The sequence below is a fragment of the Streptomyces sp. NPDC058877 genome, from assembly GCF_042742855.1.
GTDB lineage: Bacteria > Actinomycetota > Actinomycetes > Streptomycetales > Streptomycetaceae > Streptomyces.
On record NZ_JBHYMF010000154.1, the window covers coordinates 1 to 16868 of the forward strand.

Sequence of the window (16868 nt, forward strand, 5' to 3'; positions counted from 1 at the left end):
TGAGGTCCTCCGCGACGTCGTCCCGGTGGAGGCCCGCTAGTCGGAGCCCCCGCGAGAGGCGAAAAGCGCCCCGCCGCCGATCCCCCCACGGGTCGGCGAGCGGGGCGCTTCCCATATCCCCGGTGCGGATTCCCCCCACGGGATCCGGGCCGGGCGTCTGGTGCGCGGTCTGCCGGGGTACGTACGGGAGGGCCGCTCAAAGCTCCCCGTGCACGTGCCCCGGCCGCGCTTGCCTGGGACGTCCCCCAAGACATCCCATGAACGTCCCCCAAGACGTTCTTCGGCATCGCCCACTTAGACTCGCGAACAGCCCAGATGGTTACCCCCCAATATCTGTGATCTAGATCTCTTTGTGAAGGTCCTGTGCGTCACACGTAACCGAATTCACGTGAAGTGACGCAGACGAAGGCTGTTGGACACGACGAACACGGACGAAAGGGCCATGGCCAGACCCGCAATCATCGGGTTGAGGAGTCCGGCCGCCGCGAGGGGGAGCGCGGCGAGGTTGTAGCCGAAGGCCCAGCCGAGGTTGCCCCGGATCGTCGCCAAGGTCCGTCGGGCGAGTCGGATGGCGTCGGCCGCGACCCGGAGGTCGCCCCGGACGAGCGTCAGGTCGCTCGCCGCGATGGCCGCGTCGGTCCCCGTGCCCATGGCGAGCCCGAGGTCGGCCGTGGCGAGCGCGGCGGCGTCGTTCACCCCGTCGCCGACCATCGCGACCGTCCGTCCTTCCGCGCGGAGCCGCCGGATCACTTCGGCCTTCTCCTCGGGCAGCACCTCCGCGATCACTTCGTCGATGCCCACCTCGGTCGCCACGGCCTCCGCCACCGCCCGGTGGTCCCCGGTGAGCAGGACGGGGCGCAGTCCCAGGGCGCGCAGCCGGGCGACCGCTTCGGCGCTGGTGTCCTTGACGGCGTCGGCGACGGTCAGGCTGCCCCGGGCCGCCCCGTCCCAGGCGACGTGGACGGCACCGGGCTCCGTCGTTCCGGGCGCTTCGATCCCTTCGGAGGCGAGCAGGGCGGCCCGCCCGACGAGGACGAGCCGGCCCTCGACCGAACCGCGGACGCCGAGCCCGGGAACGTTCTCGAAGGTCTTCGGTGCGGGGAGCTTGCCGCAGCGCTCGGCGGCGGCCTCCGCGACCGCACGGGCGACCGGGTGCTCGGAGGAGTGCTCCAAGGCCCCCGCGAGCCGCAGCAGCTCGGTCTCGTCGGTGGCGTCGGTGCCGTACCGCCCGCCGTACACGCGGATGCCGGTCAGCTGCATCCGGCCGGTGGTGACCGTGCCGGTCTTGTCCAGGACGACGGTGTCGACGCGCCGGGTGGACTCCAGGACCTCGGGTCCCTTGATGAGGATGCCGAGCTGGGCGCCGCGGCCGGTGCCGACCATGAGGGCGGTCGGGGTGGCGAGGCCGAGGGCGCAGGGGCAGGCGATGATCAGGACGGCGACGGCGGCGGTGAAGGCGGCGGTGACGTCGTCCGTCACGAGGAGCCAGGTGACGAGGGTGCCCAGGGCGATCAGGAGCACCACCGGCACGAAGACGGCGGAGATCCGGTCGGCGAGCCGCTGTACCTCGGCCTTGCCGCCCTGGGCCTCCTCGACGAGCTTCGCGATCCGGGCGAGTTGGGTGTCGGCGCCGACCCGGGTGGCCTCGACGAGGAGTCGCCCCGAGGCGTTGACGCAGCCGCCGGTGACGGTGGAGCCGGGGGCCACGTCGAGGGGCAGCGACTCCCCGGTGAGCAGGGAGGCGTCGACGGCGGAGGTGCCTTCGGTGACGGTGCCGTCGGTGGCGATCTTCTCGCCGGGGCGCACGACGAAACGGTCGCCGGTCCGTAGGTCGTCGACCGGGATCCGCACCTCCCGGCCCCCGCGCAGGACCGCCACGTCCTTGGCGCCGAGCTCCATCAGGGCACGGAGGGCGGAGCCGGCCTTCCGCTTGGCGCGGGCCTCCAGGTAGCGGCCCAGCAGGATGAAGGTGACGACTCCGGCGGCGACCTCCAGGTAGATCGCGGAGGAGGCGTGGGCCCGGTCGGCGGTGAGGTCGAAGCCGTGGCGCATCCCGGGGGCGCCGGCATCGCCGAAGAAGAGGGCCCAGAGGGACCAGCCGTAGGCGGCGAGGGTGCCGATCGAGACGAGGGTGTCCATGGTGGCCGTGCCGTGCCGGAGGTTGGTCCAGGCGGCCCGGTGGAAGGGAAGTCCGCCCCACACGACGACAGGGGAGGCCAGGGTGAGCGAGAGCCACTGCCAGTCGTCGAACTGGAGCGAGGGGACCATGGCCAGCAGGACCACGGGTGCGGCGAGGACCGCGGAGACGACGAGCCGCCGCCGCAGGGCGGCGAGCTCGGGGTCCTGGTCCTGCTCCGCTCCGTGCCCTTCGCCGGGCGCGGGTTCCGGCGGTGCGGGTTCCTCGGCGGTGTAACCGGTCTTCACGACGGTGGCGATCAGGTCGTCGACCGGGAGCTCCGGCGGGTGCTCGACCCTGGCCCTCTCGGTCGCGTAGTTGACCGTCGCCGTCACCCCGTCCAGCCGGTTGAGCTTCTTCTCGATCCGGGCGGCGCAGGAGGCGCAGGTCATGCCACCGATCGTCAGCTCGGTGATCGTGGACGTCATGGGCGTTTCCCAACGAGAGCAGGGTCGTACCCAGTAACGGTACGACCTTGCGGAGCGCTGGGGCGGGGGCGGTCAGACCAGCTCGTAGCCGGCCTCGTCGACGGCGGCGCGGACGGCCTCCACGTCGAGCGGCGCCCCGGAGACGACGGTGACCCGGCCGGTCTCGGCGACGGCCGTGACCGAGGAGACGCCGGGGATCTCGGAGATCTCGCTGGAGACCGCACCTTCGCAGTGGCCGCAGGTCATGCCCTTGACCTGGTAGACGGTGGTGAGTTCGGTCTTCGTCTCTGCGGTCATGGTGCTCTCCTCTTGGTTCAGGGTCCTACGGATTTCAGGTTATACCCCTAGGGGGTATGAAATCCAGTCGCGGCCGATGCGTGGCGCGCGCGTGCTCCCGGTCGCGCCCGGCGGAGGGGTTCCGCGGGGGTGGGTCGGTGCTCCGGTGGCGGTCGGGCGCGCTTCCGGCGTCCCGTACCGCTCGGACGCCTGACGCGGGTGCGCGGCCGGACCCTATGGTAAACACCCGATATGTCGCATTCGGGGAGCATGCTCATTCTGATCATGGCGATCGCCGTCCTGGCGCCGCTGCTCGCCTATGGGGTGGGGCGCTGGCTCCCCGTCCCCCTCGTCATCTTCGAGATCCTGCTCGGCATCCTCGTCGGCCCCGATGTCCTGGGGTGGGCGCACACCGATCCGCTGATCGACGGGTTCTCGGAACTCGGCCTCACCATGCTGATCTTCCTGGCGGGCTACGAGATCGAATTCGGCAAGGTGCGCGGCGACACCCTCCGGCGCTCCGTGTGGGCCTGGCTGATCGCCCTCGGTCTCGGGCTCCTCGCCGGCGTCCTGCTCGGCGGCGGCTACACCAAGGGCGTCTTCATCGGCGTCGCCCTGACCAGCACCGCCCTCGGCACCGTCCTGCCGGTGCTGCGGGACGCCGGCGACCTCCACGGGCGGTTCGGCTCGGTCGTCATGGCCTTCGGTGCGGTCGGCGAGTTCGGCCCGATCATCGCCATGGCCCTGCTGCTCAGCGGGCGGGGCGCCGCCGAGTCCACCGCGCTCCTCGCCGCCTTCGCCGCGCTCACGGCGGCGGCCGTGTTCTGGGCGCTGCGACCCCGTCCGCCGTGGTTCGCCAACGTGATCGCCAAGACCCTGCACACCAGCGGTCAGTTCGCCGTCCGCTTCGTCTTCCTGTTGCTCGCCCTGATGCTCGGGGCGTCGACGGCGCTCGGACTGGACGTGCTCCTCGGTGCCTTCGCCGCCGGACTCATCACCCGGCTCGTGCTCACCGGGGCCGCGCCCGACTCCGGGCCGCAGATCCTGGAGAAGGTCGAGGGCGTCGGCTTCGGCTTCCTGGTACCCGTCTTCTTCGTGGTGACCGGGATCGAGTTCGACCTGGACTCGCTCCTCCACGGGGGCAGGGTCCTGATCCTGCTGCCGGTGTTCCTGCTGCTCTTCCTCGTGGTGCGCGGTGCGCCGATCTGGTTCCTCGCCCCCCGGGACCTCGACCGCAGGGACCGCAGCGGGCTCGTGCTCTACGGTTCCACCGCGCTGCCGCTCGTCGTCGCGATCACCACCATCGGCGTCGACGACCAGGAGATGACGGCCGGCGAAGCGGCGGCGCTCGTCGGGGCCGGCATGCTCTCCGTGCTCGTCTTCCCGCTGATCGCCCTGAGGCTGCGGGCGCGGGCCGGGGAGGAGGCGCGACCGCCGGAGCCGGTCAGCGGGTCCGAGTCGTGGTGACCGGTCCTTCGCTCGCGGAGGGTCCTTCGACCAGGGGGCAGAGGTAGCGCAGGAGGACGGTCTTCAGTTCGGCGATCGTCGCCTCCCGCTCGGCCCCCTCGGGGGCGGCCAGGATCAGGTCCAGGCCGCCCTTGAAGATCGCGAAGGTCATGTTGGCGATGCGGGAGCGTTCCTCGACGGGCAGTGCGGGGGCGTAGTGGCCGATGACCTCCTGCACCCGGGCGAGCAGATTGGCGTGCAGGGCGTCGTGCTCCTCGGTGATCCGGCCGGGCACCTCCGAGCCGTGCATCAGGGCGAGGAAGGCGGGGTTCTCGCAGTTGAAGGCGATCAGCGGGTCGACCGTGACGTCCAGCATCTCGGGCAGCGGCAGGGCCAGGTTGGCCGGGGTGAACGCCTGGCCGTGGGCCTCCCGCATCTCGGTCAGCAGGCGCTCGCCGAGCTCGATCGCGATGGCCTCCTTGTTGGGGAAGTACTGGTAGAGCGTGCCGGGCGAAACGCTCGCCTCCCGAGCGATCGCATTGGTGCTGGTCGCCGTGTATCCCTGCGCGCAGAAGACGTTCGCGGCGGCCTGGAGCAGCTGCGCGATGCGGCGCTCGCCACGCGCCTGGCGGCGGCGCGGCTTCGTTTCCCCGGACAGGGCTTCGGACACGTCTTCGGGCATGGCTGTCCCCCGTTCTCCTCGACGTGTTTGACAAACACGAGAGGTCGCTCGCATTCTTGTGAAACGCGAGTGATCACTCGTGTTTGCCAGTCTATGGCAATGGGCGGCCCATGCGACCTGCCGGGAAGCGCGCGCACGGGTCACGGTGAAGGGGACACCGCGTCATGTCCGAAGTCAAGAAAGCTGGGTCCGGCGGCGGGCGCGGCGGGGGATGGACGCGGTTCGTGACCGCACGCCCGCGCCTCACCCTCCTGGTCGCCCTGGTGCTCACCGCCCTCGCCGTCCTGGCGGGCGGCGGCGTCGCCGACCGCATGGGCAGCGGCGGTTGGGAGGACCCCGCCGCCGAGTCCACCTATGCCACCGGGGTCCTGGAGCGGCAGTTCCCCGGCTCCCAGCCGAACGTGCTCCTGCTCGTCGACGCGGGGGACCTCGGGGTCGACGCCCCGGCCGTCAGCGCCGAGGCCCGGCGGCTCGCCGAGCGGCTCGATGCCGAACCCGGCGTCGACGGCGTCGGCTCCTACTGGTCCACCGGCTCGCCCGCCCTCCGCTCCGAGGACGGGCACCGGGCCGTGATAGGCGCCCGGATCGCGGGAGAGGAGAAGGAAGCCGCCGCCGTCCTCGACCGCATCGCCCCCGAATTCCGGGGCGCGCACGGTCCCGTCACGGTGTCCCTCGGAGGCGGACTCGCCGTCCGCCACGAGATGCAGACGGTCATCCAGGAGGACCTGCTGCGGGCCGAGCTCATCGCCCTGCCCCTCACCCTCGTCCTGCTCGTCATGGTCTTCGGCAGCGCCGTGGCCGCCCTGCTGCCGCTCGGCGTCGGCATCGTCGCCATCCTCGGCACCAACGCCGTCCTGCGCGGCATCACCGAATTCACCGACGTCTCCGTCTTCGCGCAGAACCTGACGACCGCCCTCGGGCTCGGACTCGCCATCGACTACGCCCTGTTCGTCGTCCGCCGCTACCGCGAAGAGCTCGCGGCCGGTGCCGACGCCCGTGCCGCCGTCCGGGCCACGCTGCGCACGGCCGGCCGGACCGTCCTCTTCTCCGCCCTGACCGTCGCCGTCTCGCTCGCCGCGATGCTGGTCTTCCCGCAGTACTTCCTGCGCTCCTTCGCCTACGCCGGGATCGCCGTCGTCCTGCTCGCCGCCGCAGCCGCACTCACCCTGCTCCCGGCAGCCCTCGTCCTCCTCGGCGACCGGGTCAACGCCCTCGACCTGAGGCGCCTCCTCCGGGGCCGGCGGGCACCCCGGAAGGACTCTCCGGGGGCGGGCTGGGGGCGGTTCGCCGGCCTGGTGATGCGCCGGGCGCCGGTCTTCGCGATCGTCACCACCGCCGGGCTGGTCCTGCTCGGACTTCCCTTCCTCGACGTGAAGTTCGGCACCGCCGACGATCGTCAGCTCCCCGTCACCGCTTCCTCCCGGGTCGTCCAGGACCAGCTGCGCGAAGGCTTCCCGGGGAATCCGGGAGGCGGGATCACCGTCCTCGCCGAGGGCCGGTCCACCCCCGCGCAGTACGCGGACTACCGCGAGCGGATCGCCGCCCTGGACGGCGTCGTCCGGGCCGAGGGGCCCGTCACCGCGGGCGACGGTTCCGCCTACTTCACCGTGGTGTCCGAGGGCGAGACCGTCGGTGCCGACGCCCAGCGGGTCGTCGGGGAACTGCGCGCGGCCGAGGCGCCGTTCGAGACCTCCGTCACCGGGCCGGCCGCCGTCCTCGTCGACTCCAAGGACGCCATCGCCGATCGGCTGCCCTGGGCGGCGGGGATCATCGTCCTCGTCACCCTGCTCCTGGTCTTCCTGCTGACCGGCAGCGTCCTCGTCCCCCTCCAGGCCGTCGCCCTCAACGCCCTCAGCCTCACGGCGATGTTCGGCGCCGTCGTGTGGGTCTTCCAGGAGGGACACCTCGCCGGGCTCCTCGGCTTCACCTCCACCGGCGACATCGAGACCACGCTGCCCGTCCTCATGTTCTGCGTGGCCTTCGGACTCTCCATGGACTACGGGGTGTTCCTGCTCTCCCGCGTCAAGGAGGAGTACGACGCCACCGGAGACCACGAGCACTCCGTCCGGTTCGGGCTCCGTCACACCGGCGGCCTGATCACCGCCGCCGCGGTGATCCTCGCCGTCGTCATGGTCGCCATCGGCACCTCGCGGGTCACCAACACCAAGATGCTCGGCCTGGGCGTCGCCCTCGCCGTCCTCATGGACGCGATGGTGGTCCGCAGCCTGCTCGTTCCCTCCGTGATGAAGCTGACCGGCAGGCTCACCTGGTGGGCGCCGGCTCCGCTGCGGCGCTTCCACGACCGCTTCGGGGTCAGCGAGGCCGGAACGGACAACCATTCGGGCGGGACGGGTGTCATAGACGTGAACGAGGAGTTGCGGGAGCCCGCTTCCGCGCCCCGATAAGTCTTCTGAGGAGGGTTCAGTGGCACACATGCGTGCGGCCCTGGTCCTCGCGACGGCACTCGTCGCGGGAATCGCAACGGTGTCGTCGGGAGGTGCGGCAGCCGCCGCCGCACCGGTGACGGTGCAGTCGGGAACGACCGCGGAACCGGGTTCCGTGGTCCAGACGGGCGACCGGCTGGTCGTCCCGACCGGCCCCGAAGGCCCCGTCACGCTGCGGTTCTCGGCGGCGCCGCAGGCCGGCACCACCGGCTCGCTCACGGCCCGTCTCACCCTGCCCGTCACCGACTGGCCGGTCGGCGGCACGACCGACTACCGGGCAGCCGCCGTGATGACGTCCACCTGCTCCACCGGCGGCGGAGCGTTCGCGCCCTGCGCCTGGAGCGGGACGAGTCTGGACGAGGACGGTCCTGCCCGGCTCGTGCTCGACCTGCCCGTCGTCCAGGCCGCGGCGTCCCTCGACTACGCGGTCACCTTCGACCTCCCGAGCGGCATGGGCTGGCTCGGCTCGCTCGACGCGCCCGTCGAACTGAAGGACGCGAGCGGCGCCGTCGTGGCCCGGGGCACGGTCGGACTCGACTTCGTCGAGAGCGTCCCGGCGGCGGACGAGCGCGGCGCCTTCCACGCCCGCGACAGGGACGGCGTCCTGTGGCGCTACGAGTCCACCGGCAGCTTCGACCGGTCCCTGACGGCCCGGAAGCGGGTCGGCGGCGGCTGGAACGTCTACAAGCAGATCGTTCAGCTGACCCCCACGACCGCTGCCGGTACGGGCGATCTGGTGGCCTTGGACGCCGCCGGCGTCGCCTGGTACTACCACGGATCCGGAAATCCCGACGCCCCCTTCCTGCCGCGCGTGCGTGCCACCGGGGGCGGCGGCGTCTCGACGTGGTCGCAGTACACGGCCATCGCCGCCAACGGCAAGGGCGGCCTCGTCGCCCGCGACAAGGGCGGAGTCCTCTGGAACTTCGAGCGCGACACCGAGGGCGAGGGCGCCGGTTCCTTCCTGCCGGCCGTCCGCGTCGGCGGCGGCTGGAACGTCTACACCCGGATCACCGGCTTCGCGGACGGCCTGGTCGCCCGTGACGCGGACGGCGTGCTCTGGAAGTACAACGGCTCCACCGCACTGGCGTCGCCGGAGAGGCCGTTCGACGCCCGCTGGAGGATCGGCGGCGGCTGGAACGTCTACGACGCCGTCACGGGCACCAAGGAGCTCGGCCGGTACAGCCACACCGAGCTGATCGCCCGGGGAACCGACGGCAAGCTCTGGGCCTACGACTCCGCGCCCTCCGGCTTCGGCTACGCGCCCTCCTCCTTTCGTACGAAGGTCGGCTGGGGTTACGGCATCTACGACGTGCTGATCTGACCCTCCGCCGGGTGACCGGGCCCTGACCCGGTCACCCGGCGGCGCACCGCGTCCGGGCGGAGCCGCGCCGCAGGGGCGGGCACCCTCAGTCGCGACGACTCCGATTGCCGGGGCGACTGGCGACCCAACTGCGGATCGTGTCCGCGTACCAGTACGGCTTGCCCGACTCCACGTGGTCGGGCGCGGGGAGCAACCCGTGCTTCCGGTAGGAGCGGACCGTGTCGGGTTGCACCCGGATGTGTGCGGCGATGTCCTTGTACGACCAGAGCCTTCTGTCCGTCATGCCTGGCACCTCCCTGCGCGCCGCGCAGCGGTGGCGGGGTGCCGTTCGGGGGCGCTGCGGGCGGGCGTTGGCGATCACTGAGCCTGTGCCCCTGCAACGACCCCGTCCGGCAGGAGGGGAGCGGGCGTCGAGCGCCTGTGACCCGTAACCCGCGTAACGGAGACATGCGTGACGAGGGGGAGACCTCCGTGACGAAAGAGACACACGGGGTCACCGGCGTGGGTGCGTGCGTTCCCCGCGCCAGGGCGCTAGGGCCTCCCGACCAAAGGGGGGCCCGACCTCGGGAGGGCTCGGTGCGGTGCACGAGGCCGCCGGGCAGCGGGACGCGCTGAGCCGCGCCATCGGACGCATGATCCCGGCGACTTTGGCGGTCGTCACCGGAATACTGGTCGCCCATGGACGAGGTTCGAGTCGTCGTCGCTCATCCCGAGCGCGCGACCCTGCGCGTCGGGGACGTGTTCTTGAAGGTGGACGCCGATCAGGCGCGCATGGACGTCGAGGTCGAGGCGATGTCCCTCGCGCCGGTTCCGACCCCGGAGGTCCTGTGGCGCAAGCCGCCCGTGCTCGCGATCGCCGCGCTCCCCGGGGCGACGCTCGGACGCCTCGGCGGGCCGTCGACCGGATCGTCGGCGGCGTGGGCCGCGGCGGGCGCCGCCATCCGGAAGCTGCACGACGCGCCGCTGCCGCCCCGGCCCGGCCGGGCCGGTCGGAGCACCGCCGCGCTGGCGGCGGAGCTCGACGACGAGTGCGAGTTGCTCGTGGCGAACGGCCTCCTGCCCGCTGACCTGGTCACCCGCAACCGCCAGGTCGCCGAGGCCGCGCTCCGGCCCTGGACTCCGGCGTTCACGCACGGCGACCTGCAGATCGCGCACGTCTTCGTCGACGGCGACGAGGTGACGGGCATCATCGACTGGTCCGAGGCGGGCCAGGGCGATGCCCTGTACGACCTCGCCACCTTCACGCTCGGACACCAGGAGCACCTCGACGACGTCCTCGCCGGCTACGGCACCGACATCGATCTCGACGTGATCCACGCGTGGTGGTCGTTGCGCAGCCTGCTGGCGGTCCGTTGGCTGATCGAGCACGGCTTCGACCCCTTCGCACCGGGCTGCGAGGTCGATGTGCTGAGATCCCGGACGTGAGGTCGTGCGGGCCCGACCGCTGCGCATGGGTCCTGATGCACCGAGCGGGCCGTCCTCCGGGGCGCACCGCCTGCCCTTGCCCCCGACGGAGCCCGGCGCGGAGTCGCCGCCAGCAGATGCCGGCACACCGTCACCCCCAGGGGCCCGGAAGCCCGTTCTCATGAGGAGCCGCAAGGGCCGCGCCCGCGCCGGTCACACCCCCACCAGCGCCGGTCACACCCCGCAGGAGCGGAGGAAGCGCCGGGTGCGGAGGGCGATCGGATACGGGACGTCCACCTCGCAGGGGTACATGTCCTGCTCGACGATCGCGAACAGGTCCACGTCCAGCGCCGCCGCCGCGGCGAGGACCGGTTCCAGCGCGGGCACCCCCGACGGCGGCTCGCACATCACCCCCCGCGCCACCGCCGGACCGAACGGCAGTCCCTCCGCCACCACGTCCGCCAACACCTCGGGGTCGACCTGCTTCAGATGGAGGTAGCCGATCCGTTCCCCGTACGTCTCGATCAGCTTGACGCTGTCCCCGCCGGCGTACGCGTAGTGCCCGGTGTCCAAGCACAGCGCGACCGCCTCCGGGTCGGTCGCGTCGAGGAAGCGGGTCACGCTCTCCTCGCCGTCGAGATGGGTGTCGGCGTGCGGATGGACCACGATCCGCAATCCGTACCGCTCGTGCACCTCGCGGCCCAGACGCTCGGTCAGCCGGGTCAGGTGCCGCCACTGCTCCGCGGAGAGCACCGGCTCCTCCAGCACCTCGCCCGTCCGGTCGTCCCGCCAGAAGGACGGGATGACGACCAGATGGCCGGCCCCCACGGCCTGGGCGAGGGCGGCGTTCTCGGCGACGTGCGCCCAGGTGCGCTCCCAGACGGCGGGGCCGTGGTGCAGGCCGCTGAAGACCGTGCCGGCCGAGACCCGCAGCCCACGCCGGGCGGTCTCCTCCGTGAGGACGGAGGGATCGGTGGGCAGATAACCGTACGGGCCGAGCTCGATCCACCCGTACCCCGCGCCCGACACCTCGTCGAGGAAGCGCTGCCACGGCACCTGTCGCGGATCGTCGGGGAACCACACCCCCCAGGAGTCCGGGGCGGAGCCGATGCGGATGCGGGACGACTGCGGCGACGGCTTCGTCATGCCTGCCACCTTGGCCGGAGCCCGCGAGCAGCGTCAAGCGGTCCGGTGGTCCGAATGTCCGGACATGTCGTTGACACGCCTCCGGCGGACGACTAGACCTGGGTGCGGAGCCGAGGGCGGCCGGGCCGAAGGGTGGCGCGTGGAGACGGAGCCGTACGAGCTGATCACCATGGGGCGCCTCGGCGTGGACCTGTACCCGCTGCAGAGCGGGGTCGGTCTCGACCGGGTCGAGACCTTCCGCAAGTTCCTCGGCGGCTCCGCGGCCAACGTGGCCGTCGCCGCCGCCCGCCTCGGCCGCCGCACCGCGCTCCTCTCCCGCACCGGCGCCGACCCCTTCGGCACCTATCTGCGCCGCGAACTCAAGGAGTTCGGCGTGGACGACCGCTGGGTCACTGAGGTCGAGGCGCACCCCACGCCGGTCACCTTCTGCGCGCTCTTCCCGCCCGACGACTTCCCGCTCTACTTCTACCGCCGCCCCCGCGCCCCCGACCTGGAGATCCGACCGCAGGAGCTGGACCTCGACGCGATCCGCGCCGCCCGGGTCTTCTGGGCGACCGGCACCGGACTGTGCGCCGAGCCGAGCCGCACCGCCACCCTGGAGGCACTGCGGGCCCGGTCCGGCCGCGGCACGACGGTCCTCGACCTGGACTGGCGGCCGATGTTCTGGACGGACCCGGCAGCGGCCCGTCCCCACTACGCCGAGGCGTTGCGCCACGCCACCGTCGCCCTCGGCAACCTCGACGAGTGCGCGGTCGCCACGGGGGAGCGGGAACCCGAGGCCGCCGCCCGCGCCCTGCTCGCGAGCGGCCCGGTCCGGCTCGCTGTCGTCAAGCGGGGTGCCGAAGGGGTCTTCGCGCTCACCGCCGAGGGGGTCCGCGCCGAAGTGCCGCCCCTGCCGGTCGAGGTCGTCAACGGCCTCGGCGCGGGCGACGCCTTCGGCGGGGCGCTCGTCGACGGACTGCTCGCCGGGCGGGACCTCGACACGCTCCTGCGCCACGCCAACGCCGCCGGCGCGATCGTCGCCGGCCGACTCGCCTGCTCCTCCGCCATGCCGGACCGGACCGAGATCGCCGCGGCCCTCGCGGCGGGCACGGGAACGATCCCGCGAGGGGAAGGCCGAGCCGCGGGGTCGGCGGCTCCCGCACGCCCCCGGGGGCGCGAGAGGGCGGGGTGAAGGGCGTGCGGCGCCGCGCGACCGGGGCGTGGACGTCCGAACGGCGCTCCGACCGGTCGGACGCCGGTCCCGGCACAGCGTCCGCCCACCCGCAGAATCCAGGAACGAGAGGGACCTTCCCCATGAACCTCGACCGTCCCGTCCTCCTCCACCGGCCCGCAGGCTCCGCCGCACGGGGCCCCTACGCGGTGGACATCGACCCCGAGCGGGCCGGCTGGACCTACTCCGCCCTCCGGGTCCTCGCCCTCGGTCCGGGAGGGAACCACTCCTTCGAGAGCGGGGATTCCGAATGGGTCGTACTTCCCCTCTCCGGTGCCTGTAGCGTGCGCGTCGACGGCAAGGAACTCGAACTCGCGGGCCGCGCAAGCGTGTTCGACGGGGTGAGCGACTTCGTCTACGTACCGCGCGATGCCCACGCCCAAATCGCCTCCGGCGCGGGAGGCCGCTTCGCTTTGGCAGGAGCGAAGTGCGAGCGACGACTCCCCGCCCGCTACGGTCCCGCGCCGGAGGTTCCCGTCGAGACCCGGGGCAGCGGCAACCGCACCCGCCAGGTGCGGAACTTCGCCGCCGCCGGGAGCGAGGGCCGGCACGGCTTCGACTGCGACCGGCTCATCGCCGTCGAAGTCCTCACCCCCGGGGGCAACTGGTCCTCCTACCCGCCGCACAAGCACGACGAGCACCAGCCGGGCGTCGAGTCCGTCCTCGAAGAGATCTACTACTACGAGATCGCCGGCCCGCACGGGCTTGCCTACCAGCGGATCTCCCCCTCCCGGCCGGGCGGCGCCGAACTCCTCGCCGAGATCCGCGACGGCGATGCGGTCCTCGTCCCCGACGGCTGGCACGGCCCCTCGATCGCCCAACCGGGGCACGACCTCTACTACCTCAACGTCATGGCGGGGCCCGGAGCCGAGCGAGAATGGAAGATCTCCTTCCACCCGGACCACACGGAGGGGTACGCATGAGGCTCACCGTCGCCCAGGCCCTCGTCCGCTTCCTCGCCGCCCAGTACACCGAACGCGACGGCGCGCGCCACCGGCTGATCGCCGCCACCTGGGGAGTCTTCGGCCACGGGAACGTCGCCGGCATCGGCCAGGCCCTCGTCGAACACGCCGACCTGATGCCCTTCCACCAGGGCCGCAACGAACAGGCCATGGTGCACGCCGCCGTCGGCTTCGCCCGCCAGTCCGGCCGGCTCTCCGCACACGCCGTCACCACCTCCATCGGCCCCGGCGCCACCAACCTCGTCACCGGGGCCGCCCTCGCCACGATCAACCACCTCCCGGTGCTGCTCCTGCCCGGCGACACCTTCGCGACCCGCCCCGCCGATCCGGTCCTCCAGCAGCTCCAGGTGCCGTACGCCGGTGAGGTCTCCGTCAACGACTGCCTGCGCCCTGTCTCGCGCTACTTCGACCGGATCGGCCGCCCCGAAGCCCTGATCCCGGCCGCCCTCGCCGCCGCCCGGGTCCTCGCCGACCCCGCCGAGACCGGAGCCGTGACCCTGGCCCTGCCCCAGGACGTCCAGGCAGAGGCCCACGACTGGCCCGAGGAGTTCTTCGTCGAGCGGGTCTGGACGATCCGCCGCCCCCGCCCCGACGCGGCCGAGCTCGACGCCGCCGCACGGGCCGTGAAGGCCGCCGAGCGTCCGCTGATCGTCGCGGGCGGCGGAGTGAGGCACAGCGGCGCCGAGGACGCGCTGCGCGAACTGGCCGAGCGCGCCGGGCTGCCCGTCGCCACCACCCAGGCAGGCAAGGGAGTCCTTCCGTACGACCACCGCTGTGACGTCGGCGGCATCGGCCACACCGGCACCAGCACCGCCAACTCCCTCGCACGCACCAGCGACCTCGTCCTCGGTGTCGGAACCCGCCACACCGACTTCACCACCGCCTCCGGCACCCTCTTCCCTCCCGACGCCCGGTTCGTCAACCTCAACATCACCGGCTTCGACGCCCACAAGCAGGCCGCGCTGCCCCTCGTCGCCGACGCCCGCGAGGGCCTCGCCGCCCTCACCCGGGCACTCGGCGGCCCGCCCCGCACGACGGCCCGCTGGAGCTCCGCCCACCGCCACTGGCAGGAGCAGGTCGACGCCGCCTACGCCGTCCCCGACGAGGACGCCCGCCCCACCCAGACCCAGGTGCTGGGCGTACTCGACACCCTGGTCGACGCCACCGACATCCTGATCAACGCCGCCGGCTCGCTCCCGGGCGACCTCCACCGGCTCTGGCGCCCCCGCTCCCGCGACCAGTACCACGTCGAGTACGGCTACTCCTGCATGGGCTACGAGATCCCCGCCGCCCTCGGAGTGCTCCTCGCCGCGCCCGGACGGCCCGTCTGGGCACTCGTCGGCGACGGTACGTACCTGATGAATCCCACCGAGATCGTCACCGCCGTCCAGGAGCGACTGCCCCTGAAGCTACTGGTCCTGCAGAACCACGGATACGCCTCCATCGGCGGCCTCTCCGAAGCCGTCGGCGCCGAGCGCTACGGCACCGACTACCGGTACCGAGCGGACGACGGAAGCTTCACCGGACCGCCGCTCCCGGTTGACCTCGGTGCCAACGCCGCCTCCCTCGGCATGCGGGTGCTGCGCCCCCGCACCATCCGTGACCTGCGGGAAGCCCTCGTGGACGCGCGCGCCGCGACGGTTCCCACATGTGTCTACGTCGAGACCGAAACGCCAGACACAGTGTCGGGCGCGCCCCCGGCCCAGGCGTGGTGGGATGTGCCCGTGGCCGAGACGTCGACCCGCCCGTCGGCGGTCAAGGCCCGCGAGGAGTACGACCGGCACGTCACCGCCCGACGCCGCCATCTCTGAAGGAGTAACTCGTCATGACGAAGACCGTCCACCACTGGATCGGTGGCAAGACCGTCGAGGGCACGTCGGGCAACTGGGGCCCGGTCACCGATCCGGCCACCGGCGCCGTCACCACGCAGGTCGCGCTCGCCTCCGTCGACGAGGTCGACGCCGCCGTCGCCGCCGCGAAGGACGCCTTCGCGACCTGGGGCACCTCCTCGCTCGCCCAGCGCACCACGATCCTCTTCAAGTTCCGCGCGCTCCTCGACGCCAACCGCGACGCCATCGCCGAACTGATCGTCGCCGAGCACGGCAAGGTCCACTCCGACGCGCTCGGCGAGGTCGCCCGCGGCCTGGAGATCGTCGACCTGGCCTGCGGCATCACCACCCAGCTCAAGGGCGAGCTCTCCACCCAGGTGTCGAACCGCGTCGACGTGGCGTCGATCCGCCAGCCCGTCGGCGTCGTCGCCGGCATCACGCCCTTCAACTTCCCGGCCATGGTGCCGATGTGGATGTTCCCGATCGCCATCGCGACCGGCAACACCTTCGTCCTCAAGCCGAGCGAGAAGGACCCGTCACCGTCCTTGAAGATCGCCGAGCTGCTCGCCGAGGCGGGCCTCCCGGACGGCGTCTTCAACGTCCTGCACGGCGACAAGGTCGCCGTCGACCGGCTCCTGGAGCACCCGGACGTCTCCGCGATCTCCTTCGTCGGCTCCACCCCGATCGCGAAGTACATCCACACCACGGCCTCCGCGCACGGCAAGCGCGTCCAGGCCCTCGGCGGTGCCAAGAACCACATGCTGGTCCTCCCGGACGCCGACCTCGACGCGGCGGCCGACGCCGCCGTCTCCGCGGCGTACGGCTCCGCCGGCGAGCGCTGCATGGCCATCTCCGCGGTCGTCGCGGTCGGCTCCATCGGCGACGAACTGGTCGAGAAGATCCGCGAGCGCGCCGAGAAGATCAAGATCGGCCCCGGCACCGACCCCACCTCCGAGATGGGCCCGCTCATCACGGCCGTCCACCGCGACAAGGTCGCCTCCTACGTCCACGGCGCAGCCGCCGAGGGCTGCGAGGTCGTCCTCGACGGCACCGGTTACACCGTCGAGGGCCACGAGAACGGCCACTGGATCGGCCTCTCCCTCCTCGACCGCGTGCCCACCACCGCCAAGGCCTACCAGGACGAGATCTTCGGCCCGGTCCTCTGCGTGCTGCGCGCCGAGACCTACGAGGAGGGCCTCGCCCTCATCAACGCCTCGCCGTTCGGCAACGGCACCGCGATCTTCACCCGCGACGGCGGCGCCGCCCGTCGCTTCCAGCTGGAGGTCCAGGCCGGCATGGTCGGCGTGAACGTGCCGATCCCGGTGCCGGTCGGCTACCACTCCTTCGGCGGCTGGAAGGACTCGCTCTTCGGCGACCACCACATCTACGGCAACGACGGCGTGCACTTCTACACCCGCGGCAAGGTCGTCACCACCCGCTGGCCCGACCCGTCCGAGGCATCGACCGGCGTCGACCTGGGCTTCCCCCGCAACCACTGACACCACGACCGACGGACCGGCCCCCGGAGCGCACCCCGCGCC

13 protein-coding genes are annotated in these 16868 nt (G+C 72.3%); 8 read left to right on the top strand and 5 right to left on the bottom strand.

What is annotated here, in order from left to right; all coding sequences use genetic code 11:
• Positions 1 to 384: 384 nt before the first annotated feature.
• Both ACFW2Y_RS27315 and ACFW2Y_RS27320 read right to left on the bottom strand, forming a co-directional pair.
• Positions 385 to 2604, bottom strand: a complete 2220-nt coding sequence (locus tag ACFW2Y_RS27315) for a heavy metal translocating P-type ATPase (RefSeq protein WP_384884532.1) — start codon at positions 2602 to 2604, stop codon at positions 385 to 387.
• Between the two features lie 72 nt (positions 2605 to 2676).
• Entirely contained in the window at positions 2677 to 2901 is a 225-nt protein-coding gene (locus tag ACFW2Y_RS27320; RefSeq protein ID WP_384884534.1) for a heavy-metal-associated domain-containing protein, read from the bottom strand.
• A gap of 231 nt (positions 2902 to 3132) precedes the next feature.
• Between ACFW2Y_RS27320 and ACFW2Y_RS27325 the strand changes: the two genes are divergently transcribed.
• A complete protein-coding gene (locus ACFW2Y_RS27325) occupies positions 3133 to 4347 on the top strand; it encodes a cation:proton antiporter (protein WP_384884536.1) in 1215 nt (404 codons plus the stop codon).
• On the opposite strand, the gene ACFW2Y_RS27330 is transcribed toward ACFW2Y_RS27325, so the two are convergent.
• Positions 4325 to 5008 (bottom strand): TetR/AcrR family transcriptional regulator, encoded by a 684-nt coding sequence (locus ACFW2Y_RS27330; RefSeq protein ID WP_384884538.1) that lies wholly within the window; start codon positions 5006 to 5008, stop codon positions 4325 to 4327. The two genes, ACFW2Y_RS27325 and ACFW2Y_RS27330, sit on opposite strands and share 23 nt — an antisense overlap.
• Positions 5009 to 5172: 164 nt before the next feature.
• Between ACFW2Y_RS27330 and ACFW2Y_RS27335 the strand changes: the two genes are divergently transcribed.
• Both ACFW2Y_RS27335 and ACFW2Y_RS27340 read left to right on the top strand, forming a co-directional pair.
• Complete coding sequence (locus ACFW2Y_RS27335) at positions 5173 to 7413, top strand: MMPL family transporter (protein WP_384884540.1); 2241 nt, start codon at positions 5173 to 5175, stop codon at positions 7411 to 7413.
• A 28-nt stretch (positions 7414 to 7441) separates the two neighbouring features.
• Complete coding sequence (locus tag ACFW2Y_RS27340) at positions 7442 to 8773, top strand: tachylectin-related carbohydrate-binding protein (RefSeq protein WP_384884554.1); 1332 nt, start codon at positions 7442 to 7444, stop codon at positions 8771 to 8773.
• An 85-nt stretch (positions 8774 to 8858) separates the two neighbouring features.
• Here the strand turns inward: ACFW2Y_RS27340 and ACFW2Y_RS27345 are convergent, their stop codons facing one another.
• The gene (locus ACFW2Y_RS27345; protein WP_384884542.1) at positions 8859 to 9056 is read right to left on the bottom strand and encodes a helix-turn-helix transcriptional regulator; all 198 of its coding nucleotides are present in this window, start codon (positions 9054 to 9056) and stop codon (positions 8859 to 8861) included.
• 395 nt (positions 9057 to 9451) lie between these two features.
• Here ACFW2Y_RS27345 and ACFW2Y_RS27350 point away from each other — a divergent pair, with 395 nt between their 5' ends.
• Entirely contained in the window at positions 9452 to 10198 is a 747-nt protein-coding gene (locus tag ACFW2Y_RS27350) for a phosphotransferase family protein (RefSeq protein ID WP_384884544.1), read from the top strand.
• Between the two features lie 213 nt (positions 10199 to 10411).
• Here ACFW2Y_RS27350 and ACFW2Y_RS27355 read toward each other — a convergent pair whose 3' ends face one another.
• Positions 10412 to 11323, bottom strand: coding sequence for a sugar phosphate isomerase/epimerase family protein (locus ACFW2Y_RS27355; protein ID WP_384884546.1), 912 nt, complete (start codon positions 11321 to 11323; stop codon positions 10412 to 10414).
• Positions 11324 to 11492: 169 nt separating this feature from the next.
• Here ACFW2Y_RS27355 and iolC point away from each other — a divergent pair, with 169 nt between their 5' ends.
• From iolC to mmsA, 4 genes are all read left to right on the top strand, one after another.
• Positions 11493 to 12497, top strand: coding sequence for a 5-dehydro-2-deoxygluconokinase (gene iolC, locus ACFW2Y_RS27360; protein WP_384884556.1), 1005 nt, complete (start codon positions 11493 to 11495; stop codon positions 12495 to 12497).
• A gap of 122 nt (positions 12498 to 12619) precedes the next feature.
• On the top strand, positions 12620 to 13459 hold the full coding sequence (iolB, locus tag ACFW2Y_RS27365) for a 5-deoxy-glucuronate isomerase (protein ID WP_384884548.1): 840 nt from the start codon (positions 12620 to 12622) through the stop codon (positions 13457 to 13459).
• Complete coding sequence (gene iolD / locus ACFW2Y_RS27370) at positions 13414 to 15309, top strand: 3D-(3,5/4)-trihydroxycyclohexane-1,2-dione acylhydrolase (decyclizing) (RefSeq protein ID WP_384884550.1); 1896 nt, start codon at positions 13414 to 13416, stop codon at positions 15307 to 15309. The genes iolB and iolD overlap by 46 nt, the downstream gene beginning before the upstream one ends.
• Positions 15310 to 15323: 14 nt before the next feature.
• Entirely contained in the window at positions 15324 to 16826 is a 1503-nt protein-coding gene (gene mmsA, locus ACFW2Y_RS27375; protein WP_384884552.1) for a CoA-acylating methylmalonate-semialdehyde dehydrogenase, read from the top strand.
• The last annotated feature ends 42 nt before the right edge of the window (positions 16827 to 16868 follow it).